The 10928-nt window shown below is 78.5% G+C and carries 8 protein-coding genes; 5 read left to right on the forward strand and 3 right to left on the reverse strand.

Going from position 1 to position 10928, the window contains the following annotated elements; all coding sequences use genetic code 11:
- Positions 1-420, forward strand: coding sequence for a hypothetical protein (locus tag F1544_RS07740; protein ID WP_167583904.1), 420 nt, complete (start codon positions 1-3; stop codon positions 418-420).
- Positions 421-427: 7 nt separating this feature from the next.
- Here F1544_RS07740 and F1544_RS07745 read toward each other — a convergent pair whose 3' ends face one another.
- Both F1544_RS07745 and F1544_RS07750 read right to left on the reverse strand, forming a co-directional pair.
- On the reverse strand, positions 428-1330 hold the full coding sequence (locus tag F1544_RS07745; RefSeq protein ID WP_167583906.1) for an NAD(P)H-hydrate dehydratase: 903 nt from the start codon (positions 1328-1330) through the stop codon (positions 428-430).
- The gene (locus tag F1544_RS07750; protein WP_308469943.1) at positions 1327-2109 is read right to left on the reverse strand and encodes a histidine phosphatase family protein; all 783 of its coding nucleotides are present in this window, start codon (positions 2107-2109) and stop codon (positions 1327-1329) included. Before F1544_RS07750 ends, F1544_RS07745 begins: the two co-directional genes overlap by 4 nt.
- Positions 2110-2309: 200 nt before the next feature.
- Here F1544_RS07750 and F1544_RS07755 point away from each other — a divergent pair, with 200 nt between their 5' ends.
- From F1544_RS07755 to F1544_RS07770, 4 genes are all read left to right on the forward strand, one after another.
- Positions 2310-3914, forward strand: coding sequence for a PP2C family protein-serine/threonine phosphatase (locus F1544_RS07755; protein WP_208971454.1), 1605 nt, complete (start codon positions 2310-2312; stop codon positions 3912-3914).
- Positions 3915-3923: 9 nt separating this feature from the next.
- Positions 3924-7850 (forward strand): hypothetical protein, encoded by a 3927-nt coding sequence (locus F1544_RS07760; protein ID WP_167583912.1) that lies wholly within the window; start codon positions 3924-3926, stop codon positions 7848-7850.
- Positions 7847-7999, forward strand: coding sequence for a hypothetical protein (locus F1544_RS07765; RefSeq protein ID WP_167583914.1), 153 nt, complete (start codon positions 7847-7849; stop codon positions 7997-7999). Before F1544_RS07760 ends, F1544_RS07765 begins: the two co-directional genes overlap by 4 nt.
- Before the next feature lie 255 nt (positions 8000-8254).
- Positions 8255-10363 (forward strand): putative bifunctional diguanylate cyclase/phosphodiesterase, encoded by a 2109-nt coding sequence (locus tag F1544_RS07770; protein WP_167583916.1) that lies wholly within the window; start codon positions 8255-8257, stop codon positions 10361-10363.
- Between the two features lie 8 nt (positions 10364-10371).
- On the opposite strand, the gene F1544_RS07775 is transcribed toward F1544_RS07770, so the two are convergent.
- Positions 10372-10928 (reverse strand): SAF domain-containing protein (locus F1544_RS07775; protein WP_167583918.1); only part of this gene is annotated, 557 nt, incomplete at its 5' end.

The raw sequence follows: 10928 nt of genomic DNA on the forward strand, positions 1-10928 counted from the left end.
ATGACTGTCAGCACTGTGACCGGACGCGCCGGCTCGCGCGCCGCCATCCCCTCTCCCCGACGCGCTCCCCGGCACCACGCCGCGGTCGCCGCCATCGGTGCCGCCCTGGAGGAGTCGGGCTGCATCCTCGTCGGCGTCACCGCCACGGACGCGGGCTGCGTCGTGGGCTTCTACGACGCGCGCTCCCTCGCCCGGGCGCAGGAGGCCATCGTCTCCGCCGCCAAGCGCAACGGCGACCTCCTGCTGGCCGAGCGGGCCCGCCAGACCGGCACGGCCGCGTGGAAGGTCACCGCGGCGCCCCAGGCGTGGCGCGGACCGGACGGCGACCCGCGCGGGTGCGGCGTCCGGTCCTCCACCACCTGGCACCTGGACATCCCGCTCGACGACCTGGTCCCGGTCGCCGGCGCGCTGATGTCCTGACGGACGCCTAGACCTCGATCTCGGCGAGCACCCGCGGCACCTCAGGCGGGAGCTCCCGGGCCAGGAAGCCCAGGCGGCCCACGTTGCTCGCGAGCCGGTCGCCCGCCCTGCCGTGCAGGTGGCACGCCCACACCGCGGCCTGGACGGGGTCCGCGCCGCGGGCGCACAGGCCCGTGACGATGCCCGACAGGACGTCGCCCGACCCCGACACCCCGAGGCCGGTCCCGCCCGAGGTGTCCAGGAAGAGGCGCCCGTCGGGGGCGGCGATCCACGACTCGCCCCCGCCGGCCGCGACCGCGGTGCGCGTGCGCCGCGCCAGCTCCCGCGCCGCCCCCGCCACGTCGCGCTCGACCTCCTCGGGGTCGGCGTCCAGGGTGATCGCCAGCTCCGCCAGGTTCGGCGTGAGGACGGCACGGCCCTCGAACCCGTGCAGGAACGTCGCGTCCCGCGTCACGGGCGCGAGGCCCAGCGCGTCGAGGACGACCGTGCGCTCCAACCGCGGGACCAGCTGCTCCAGCAGGGCCACGACGTCGGGCTCGCCGACCATGCCCACGCCCAGCAGGACGGCGTGGGCGCCCGTCGCGACACCGGTCAGCTCCGCGTCCTCGGCCCCCTCCGCCGGGTCCACGCCCCCGCCCTCGGCAGTCTGCCGCAGCGGCAGCACCATCGCCTCCGGCAGCGCCACGGCCACCGCGGTCGCCGTCGAGGCCGTCGTCGCGACCTGCAGCTTCCCAGCCCCGCAGCGCAGCGCCGCCTCCGCGGCGAGCAGCACGGCCCCGGGCGTGCGGTCGCTCCCGCCCACCACGAGGGTGCGCCCGCGCGACTCCTTGCCGGTGCCCGGCGCGGGCAGCGGCCACTCCCGCAGCACCGCCGACGTGACGGTGACGGCGTCGTCCCCCGCGCGGCTCACGCGTGCACCGCCGCGGCCGGTTCCTCGTCCAGCGGGTCGTCGTCGACGGTGTCGTCGGTGACCGCCAGGTCCTCCACCGCCGAGGTGTCCCCGGCCACGGTCAGCGCCAGGCCGTCCGGCCCGCCGCCGTAGGCGGTCACCGAGCAGTTGGCCAGGGGCTGCGTGGCGTCCAGCTCCAGCACGTCGGCCTCCTCCAGCCCCTCCAGGACCAGCCGCATGTTCATGATCACCGCCTGGTGCGTGACGAGCAGGACCCGCCGGCCCGCGTGCTCCTCGCGCAGCGAGGACAGCAGCGAGCGCATCCGCAGCGCCACGTCGCACCAGCTCTCACCGCCCGGCGGGCGGTAGTAGAACTTGCCCAGCCGCGCCCGGCGCTGGGACTCCTCGGGGTAGCGCGCGCGCACGCCGGCGCCCGTGAGCCCGTCCCACCAGCCCAGGTCGCGCTCGCGCAGCCGCTCGTCGGTCCGCAGCGGAGGCAGCTCCGTACCCGCCGCCTCCAGGGCCGCGACCACCGCCTCGGCCGTGCTCCGCGCCCGCAGGTACGGCGAGCACACGACGACCTCCGGGGGCTGCGGCGCGCCCTCACCCGCGGCCAGCCAGCGCCCGACGGCGTCCGCCTGGCGCCGCCCGAGGGGGGACAGCGGCACGTCGGCGTCGCGCGCCTCGAGGTCCACCACCTCCGCCCGCTCGGCGTGCGCGCGGGCGTCGGCCAGGTTGCCGGTGCTCTCGCCGTGACGGACCAGGACGAGCTCGGCGGGCCAGCCGAGGGTCGCGGTCACCGGGACGCTCGGGGGCACGTGGGGGTCTGCACGCCTCATTGCTACCCGAGGCCGCCCCGCGGCGCGCGGTGGCTCCCGTCCGTGACCTGGCCGCCGTCATCGGGGATGATCGTCTCCGGTGGGCGACGACGGCCACCGCGTCCGGGTCCGGAGGGGAGGTGGTGACCGTGAACGGCGTCATGCGTCGCTGGCACCAGCTCATGCTCCGAACCACTCTCCAGCGACGGGTGTCCGCGATCGCCGTCGGCTTCCTCCTCGTCGTCCTGGTGCTCGTGGGGATCCTGGTCTCGGTGCAGTCGGGCCGCGACACGTCCGCCGGAACCCAGGGCTGGAACCCGGTCATCACGGCCAACAACCAGTTCCGGTCCTCCCTGGTCGGGGTCAACCTGCGGCAGCAGCTCTACCTGCGCGACGCTCGCCCCGCAGACCTGCGGCAGCTCCAGGTCGAGCTGAGCCAGCTGCAGCGGGACCGCGCAGCCCTCGACGACGCCGCGGACGCTGCGGGCGCGCCGGACGTCCGCCGGCGCGTCGACGGCATCTTCGCGAGCGTCGACCGCTGGCTCGCGGTCTCCGACGAGTTCGTCGAAGCCAGGCAGCAGCCGGACCAGACCCGCTACGACGAGCTGCGCCAGGGGCCTGCCACCGGGCTGGCCTTCATCCCGGCGTACGCCGCCGACAACGACCTCACGGGGTTCCTCGAGACCGGCCGGGAGGCGGCGCTGGTCGCGGCCCAGGAGAACTCCGACCGGCTGCTCCTCGCGCAGGCCCTCGTCGCGGGGACCGCTCTCCTGCTCGTGCCGACGATCCTCTTCCTGGTGCGCCGCTGGGTCCTGCGCCCCCTGGACGAGCTGTCCGACCAGCTCCTGCGCGTCGGGGGCGGGGACCTGCAGACGCCCGTCGGGCTCGCCGGCCCGCCCGAGCTGGCAGCCGTCGCGGCCGCCGCGGAGACGATGCGCCGCCGCATCCTCGACGAGCTGGCCGACGCCGTGTCCGCGCGCGAGGCGCTGCAGCAGGGGCAGCCGCTGGTGGCCGAGGTCCGCGACCAGCTCGCCGCGCACGACCTGCCGATCGTGCCGGGCTGGTCCGCGGCGGCCGCGCTGCGCCCGGCCGAGGGCCTCCTGGCCGGGGACTGGTACGACGTCCTGCCCCTGCGCGACGGACGCTTCGCCGTCGTCGTCGCCGACGTCTCGGGGCACGGCGCCCGCGCGGGCATCGTCGCGATCCAGCTCAAGCGGCTGCTGGAGGCCGCCCTGCACCTCGCGCCCGAGCCCGACCTCGCGATGGCGCTGGCCGCCCGCGTGTTCGCCGACGAGGCGGAGCGCTTCGCCAGCTGCGTCGTCGTCGTCGTCGACCCGGACTCCGGGAGCGTCACCTACGCCAACGCCGGCCACCCCGCGCCGCTCGTGCTGCGCAGCGACGGCGGCGTCGTGCGGGTCGTCGGTGAGCTGGAGGCCACCGGCCCCCTGCTGTCGTGGCTGCACCTGGACACCCCCGGCGCCTGGACGACGCGCACCACCTCGCTGGCCCCCGGCTCCCTGCTCGTCGTCTACACCGACGGCCTCGTCGAGGCGCGCCCGACCGGCACCACCGACGAGCTCGGCGTCGAGGGCGTGCTGGCGGCGCTGCAGGAGCTCGAGGACCTGACGCCTCAGACCCTCGTGGACGAGGCGCTCGACGTCGCCCGGCGCTGGAGCGGGGGCCGGGCCCGCGACGACGTCACGCTCGTCGCCTTCGAGCGCGGCGGCGGGCTGACGGGGGCCGTACCCGCGGCGCGCGCGGCGGGGGAGGGCTCCGCCCCCGAATAGGGTGACCCGGTGACTGCTCCGGGCCCCGCCGACCACGACGGCACCGCCCCGGACGTGGGCTCCGAGCTCGGGACCGGGCCGAACGCGCCTGCTGCGCGGACCGCGACCACCGGTGCCCCGACGCCCGGCACCCCCACCGCCGGACCGCCGAGCGCCGACCTGCCGACCGCCGACCTGTCTCCCGTCGAGCCTCAGGCCGTCGACCCGGTGCACGCCGGCTCCCGGACCGGGGAGAGCTCCCGGCGCCGGTGGTGGGCCGAGGCCGCCGCCCTCGGGGGGACCTCCGCGCTGCTGGACTGCCCGGACGCCTCCCGCGGCGCGCTCGACCTCACCACGGCCCACCCCTCCGGCCTCGCCCAGCTGCTGGCCGGCGGACCTGCCGCCCTGTCGAGCCTCGTCCGCGAGGCCGGCGCCTTCGCCGACGCGCGCCAGCGGGCGCGGGCGACGCACCAGCGCGCCGAGGTCCTCCTGGAGCAGCACGGCCTGCGGACTCTCGCCGTCGCCGTCGGGCTGGTGGGCTGGGCGGGCGAGGGGGGCGTGCGCCGCACCCCGCTGCTGCTGCGCCGCTGCACGCTGCTGCCCACGGGAGCAGCCCACGACGACTTCGTGGTGCAGCTCGACCCGGCCGTCGTCGTCAACCCCGTCCTGGTGTCCACGGTCGCCAGCGAGCTCGGCGTCCGCCTCGACGAGCGCGCCCTCGCCGCGGCCGTCGTCAGCGGCCGGGGCTTCGACCCCGCGCCGGCCCTGCGCCACGTGCGCGAGGCCCTGCACGGCGTGCCCGGCCTGCGCGTCGAGGGCCGCCTCGTGCTCGGGACCTTCGCCGATCCCGCCGCCGACCTGCTGCGGGACCTGCGCCACCGCGGTGGTGCCGTCCGCGACCACCGGGTCGTGCGCGCCCTGGCCGAGCAGGCGCCCCTGCCGGCGGCGGGGCGCGTCCCCGGTCCGGCCGCGGACCCGGCCGTCGCGGTCGACGACCTGCCGCTGCCGCTGGACCCGGCGCAGCGGCGCGCCGTCTCGAGGGTGCTGGCGGGGGAGGACCTGCGCATCGAGGCCCCGACGGGCACGGGGGCGACCCAGGTCGCGGCCGCCGTCGTCGCGGGTCTCTCCGCCGCGGGCCGCACCACGCTCCTCGTCGCCGACGCCGAGGCGGAGCTGCTCGCGGTGCGCGACCGGCTGGCGAGCGCGGGAGCCGGCACGCTCGTCCTGCACCTCGTCGCCGACCTGGCGCCCGCGCCCGTCGTCCGCTCGGCCCGCGCCCAGCGCGACGCCGCGCTGCACGAGGTGGAGCGCCGCCGCGCGCAGCCGGCCGAGCCGCCGGCGCGACCGGACGTCGAGCGCCTCGTCGAGGTCCTCGACGCCCACGCCACCGCGCTGCACCGCCCGCGCGAGCCCTGGGGGGTCAGCGCCCACGACGCGCTGCTGGCCCTCGCCGAGCTCGCCGGCCGGCCCGCGGCGCCGTCGACGACGCGGCGCCTGCGCGGGGCCTCCCTGCAGGAGTGCGCCTCCGCCCACCTCCCCGCGTGGGCGGCCCGGCTGGAGGAGGCCGTGCAGCTCGGCGCCTTCGAGGTCACCCCCGCCACCAGCCCGTGGGCGGGCTCCCGCATCACGACCGACGAGGGCGCGGCCGCCGCGGCGCGGGCGCTGACCCGCGTCGTCGACGACGAGCTGCCGCGGGCCCGGGCCCTCATGGCCACGCTCACCGACGAGGTCGGTCTGCGCGGCGCCAGCTCGGTCGCCGAGGCCGGGGAGCGCGTGGCGCTGCTGGAAGGCGTGCGCCTGACGGTGTCGCGCTTCGGCCCCGACATCTGGTCGGAGTCGCTCGGTGACGTCTCCGCCGCGACGGCGAGCGCGCCCTGGCGCCGCGAGCACGGCGTGCGGATGGGGGCGCTGACCCGCTGGCGCCTGCGCCGGCAGGCGAAGGCCCTGCTGCGCAACGGCACCGCCGCCGGCTCGAACGAGCAGCTGCACACCTGGCTGCTGGAGGCGCGGGCCCAGCGCCTGGCCTGGCAGCGGGCGTCGCAGGGCAAGGGGGCCCCGCACGCGCCCGCGGGCCTCGCCGACGCGCAGATCGCCGTGGCGTCGCTGCGGGCCGACCTCGAGGCGCTGCAGGCCGTGCTGCCTCCCGCCCTGCTGCCCGACGGGCCGCTGCGCTCGCTGCCGCTGCCCGAGCTGACGGCCCTGCTGCGCGCGCTGCACGCCGACACGGCCGCCCTGGGGCCGCTGCCGCGCCGCACCCAGCTGCTCGACGAGCTCGCGGCGGGCGGGTGGCAGCCGCTCCTCGAGGACCTCGCCGGCCGCTGGGCGGGGCCCGGCAGCCTCGACCTCGCCGCCGAGGTGCAGGCGGCGTGGTGGTCCGGGGTGCTGGAGGTCCTGTCGCTGGAGGACCCCCTCGTCGGTGCGGTCGACGCGGCGGGCCTGCGGCAGGCGCGGGCCGAGCTCGTGCTCGCCGACGCCACCCGGCGCGTCCTCGCCGGCCGGCGGCTGCGCGGTGCGCTGGACGAGCGGGCCGCGTCCGCCGACGCCTCCGCCGCCGACCCGCTGTCCGCCCCGGCCCGCGGCGCGACGACCGCGGTGCTGCCGTGCTGGGCGCTCTCGCCCGCGACCGCCGCCGTCGTGCTGGGCGGGGGCGTCGGACCGGGTGGCGCGGACGAGCCCGTCGCCGACGTGGTCCTCGTCCTCGGGGCGCAGGCCAGCAGCACGGCCGCCCTGCTGCCGGCCCTGTCCCGCGCGCGGCAGGTCGTCGTCGTGGGTGACCCGGCGCTGCCCGGACCGCGCGTGCTGCGCACCGCCGACCGCGCGGACGAGCCCGTGGCCCAGGGTGGGCGCGACCTGCTCGCCGAGTCCGCGGCCGTCCTGACCACCGAGCGCCTGGACCGGCAGCACGCCACCCTCGACGAGGAGCTCCTGCCCGCCCGGCTGCGCCGCGGGCAGAGCACCGTGCCCGGCGCCCGTCTCGGTGTGCGGCGCCTGGCGCGGACGTCGTCGCGCCCGATCGGCGCGCGCCGGGGGCCCGAGGCGCTCGCCGACCTCGTCCACGTCGTGGTCCAGGCGCACCTCGAGGAGCACCCCGGGGAGTCGCTCGGGGTCGTGACGCCCGACGCGGCCACCGCCGCCGCCGTCGCGGACCTGGTGCGCCGCCGCCTGCCCCGCCCCGCGGGGGAGGAGGGGGTCGAGGACCTCCTGGTCGCGGCCCTCGAGCGCTGGCCCGGCCGGCGCCGCGACCACGTCGTCGTCGTCGCCGACTCGGTGCACGGCCCCGGTGCCGGGCTGGGCGTCCGCGTCGCGGACGGGACCGGCCTCGATGCGGGGGCCGCGGACGTGGCCCTGGCGCTCACCCGCGCCCGCCGCCGGTGCACCGTCGTGCTGGACGACAGCGCGCTGGAGGACGGCCCACCGGGTCACGCGGCGGCTCCGGGCGTCGACGCACCTGCGGACGTGACGGGCCCGCCCGACGGGCGGACGGAACTGCTGCGCACCGCGCTCGCGTGGGACGCGGAGGACGTCGCCGTCCCGGCGGCGGCTGCCGACGCGCTCGTGCAGCGGCTCGCGCACGCGTGCACCACCTCTGGCCTGCCCGCGGTGACCGGGCTGGGGCGCTCCTCCGCCGTGCCGCTGGCCGTGCGCGGAGCCGAGGGCGGCGGACCGGCGCTCGCGATCGAGCTGGACGGGGCCGACTGGGCCGCCGCCGACGTGCTGGAGCGTGAGGTGTCCCTGCCGGCGCGCTGGGAGCGGGCCGGCTGGCACTACGTCCGGTCGCTGTCCGTCGACGTCCTGCGTGACCCCACCGGCGAGGCCGCCCGCGTCGCCGGGGTGTGGCACGACGACCTCCTCGCGGTCCGGCCGGCCGAGCGGTCCGTCGACCTCCCGGAGGGTCCCGCGGAGCGGGCGCTGGACGGGCGCGCCGCCGGAACCGGCGACGAGCGGGCGCCGCGGTGAGCGCGCCGGGTCCCCAGCGCGACGAGGACCGCGAGGTCCCGCTGGAGGACGAGCGCTCCTCGGACGACCGCGACGAGGGCTGGGGCGACGCGCCGGCCTCCGACGACGACGACCGGTACCTGCGCGAGCGCCCCCCGCACTGGGAGTGACGGAGCAGTGGGTGTCCGCGCCCGGATCCTGACTGGTCGTGAGGCTCAGCTGACTGACCGTCGACCGCTCACTGGTCGAGCGCTCAAGGGCTTCCCCCGGCGCGGCGTCAGACCCCATCATGGCTCCGGGACACTTCGTGGGTGTCCCCCTGTCGGGGGACGTCCCAGCGGGGCCGGCTCATCGCACCGAAGACACCTGCGGAGGGTCGACATGGCCAGGATCCAGCCACGGGTCCTCGAGACGGTCGCGCCGGCGTGGCGGTAGGTACCCGCGCCCAGCTCGCGAGCGCGCCCCCGCTCCTGCGCCCCCCCTCGACGAGGACCACCCGCTCGCGCGGGGAGGTCGCCGTCCTGGTCGTGGCCGCGGTGCTCGTCCTCGTCGCGCTCCTGCTCATCGCCCTCGACGCCGCCCTGCCGGACGCGGCCACCGTCCTGCTCACCACCCTCGTGGTGCTCACCCAGCTCCGGCCCGCAGACCTCGTCCGGTCGCGCCGGGGTGGTGGGGACGCACGCCGCCCGGTCCCGGTGGGTCTCGGCTTCCTCGTGGCGCTCCTCGCGACCGCCCCGCTGTCCTGCGCCCTGCTCGCCTGCGGGCTGCCCCTGCTGCTGCGGGCCGCCCGCCGCACGAGCTCCCCGGCCCTCCTGCTCGTGGTCGCCGTCCGGTCCGCGGCGGTCGTGCTGGGGGCGCGGCTCGCGCTCGCCGTGACGCTGGGCGCCCCGCTCACCGGGGGGCCGCTCATCACGCGGCAGGACCAGTGGCCCGCGGTGCTGGTGGCCGGCCTGGTCGCGGTCGCCGTCGACGTGGTCCTGCGCACGGCGACGCGCGCCGGTGCGGGCCGGGACTCCGACGCCCGCAGCGTCGGTCTCGCGGACCGCGTGCGGCTGACGGTCGTCGGCCTCGTCCTCGTCATGACGGCGCCCGCGCTGACCATCGCCGCCAACGGCGGTGTGCTCCTGCTGCTGGCCGTGAGCCTCCCGGTCCTGCTGGTGCGCCTGACGACGGTGATCCCGCGGCGGGCGGGGCGACGGGTGCTCAGCGACCCCCTCACCGGCCTGCCGAACCGCGAGGCGCTGCACGCCCGCCTCGAGGAGGTTCTCGCCGCCGCACCCGACGGGGCACCCGGCCCCGGCCTGCTGGTCCTCGACCTCGACCACTTCAAGGACGTCAACGACGCCCTCGGCCACCCCGCCGGCGACGCGGCGCTGCGCGAGGTGGCGCGCCGGCTCGTGGCCCGGTCCCCCCGCGACACCCTCGTCGCCCGGGTGGGCGGCGACGAGTTCGCCCTGCTCGTCGACGACGGGGACCGGGCCGAGGAGCTGGCGGACGCGGTCGTGCAGGAGATGTCCCGGCCGCTGCGCCTGGGCGGGCGGCAGGTGCTGCTGCCCGCGAGCGTCGGCATCGCCCTGGCGCCCCAGCACGGGCCGGGCGCCACGGCGCTGCTGCGCCACGCGGACGTCGCGCTCCACCAGGCCAAGGAGGTCCGCGGCCGGGCGTGCGTCTACGCCGCCGAGCGCGGGGAGGAGGGCGCCGAGCGCGTCCGGCTGCTCGGCGACCTGGCGCGCGCCGTGGAGGACTCGCAGCTGCGGGTCGTCTACCAGCCCCAGGTGGACCCCCGCACAGGTGCGCTGCTGGGGGTGGAGGCCCTGGTCCGCTGGGAGCACCCCGTGCTGGGCCCCGTCTCGCCGGACCGCTTCATCCCCCTCGCCGAGCACTCGGGCCTGATCCGGCGCGTCACCGAGGTCGTCCTCGAGACGGCGCTGGGCGACGCGGCCGGCTGGCGGACGGCCGGCTTCCCCGGTGTCACCGTCGCGGTCAACGTCTCCGCGCGGCTGCTGAGCGAGGAGGGCCTGCCCGCCCTGGTGACCGCGGCCCTCGACCGCCACGGCCTCGAGGCGGGGGCGCTGGTCGTCGAGATCACGGAGACCCACGTCCTCGCGGACCCCGAGCGGGCCCGGGCGGTCGTGCGCGACCTGCGGACCCTGGGCTGCGCGGTGGCGGTCGACGACTACGGCACGGGGCAGTCGTCGCTGGCCCACCTCGCGGGCCTGGAGGTCGACGAGCTGAAGATCGACCGCTGCTTCGTCACCGGCATGACGTCCGACCGCTCGCTGCAGGTCATCGTCCGCTCCACCGTCGCCATGTCCCGCGACCTGGGCCTGCGCGTCGTCGCCGAGGGCGTCGAGGACGGTGCCACCCAGCGGGCGCTCGCGGGCTTCGGCTGCCACGCGGTGCAGGGCCGCTTCGTCGGCGAGCCCACGACGGCCGCCGGTGTGCTGGCGCGGCTGCGCGCGCCGCGGCCCGCCGCCGTGCCTGACGTCGTGGCGACGCCCGCGCCGCGCGGAGCGCTGCCCGCGGAGCGCTGAGCCGCCCCTCACCGGGGTGCCCGCAGGACGACGACCGTGCGACCCGCTGCGGCGGCCAGCTCGGCCGCGGTGCTGGTGTCGACCGCGACGAGCACGCTCGTGGTCGGCGCCGCGGCCCCGCCCAGCAGCCCCTCGGGACCGGCCGCGAGCGGCACGGCGAGGACCACGACGTCGGCCGCGAGCCGCTCCGCACCGCTCGCCGCGCCCGTGATCGGATCGTCCGTCCGGGCCAGCACGTCCACCCGCGCGCCCGGCGCCAGCCCCGTCAGTCCCGCCGTGGACCCGACGTCCACGAGCGCGGCGAGCGTCCCGGGCGGCTGCCCCGTGAGCACGCCCGGCCCGGCCGTGCGGGCGTCGGTCAGCGGCTCACCGCGGCGCAGCGGGGAGCCGAGCACGGCCCCCGGCGGGAGGCTGTGCAGGACCCCGTCCGGCAGGCGGCCGGCGGGCCAGCGCACGGCGCGGACGTCGCCCGCCGCGACGGGGGCGCCGGCGGGGAGGTCGCGGGCCGCGACCAGCAGCGGGGCCGTGCGGGGGGCCGGTGGTGCGAGCGTCGCGACCGCCACCC

It is taken from the genome of Kineococcus rubinsiae (genome assembly GCF_011839805.1).
In the GTDB taxonomy this organism is placed as follows: Bacteria; Actinomycetota; Actinomycetes; order Actinomycetales; family Kineococcaceae; genus Kineococcus; species Kineococcus rubinsiae.

Coding starts and splice junctions, on each gene's coding strand:
- F1544_RS07740 (WP_167583904.1), top strand. CDS start 1: ATGACTGTCAGCACTGTGACCGGACGCGCCGGCTCGCGCGCCGCCATC.
- F1544_RS07755 (WP_208971454.1), top strand. CDS start 2,310: ATGCTCCGAACCACTCTCCAGCGACGGGTGTCCGCGATCGCCGTCGGC.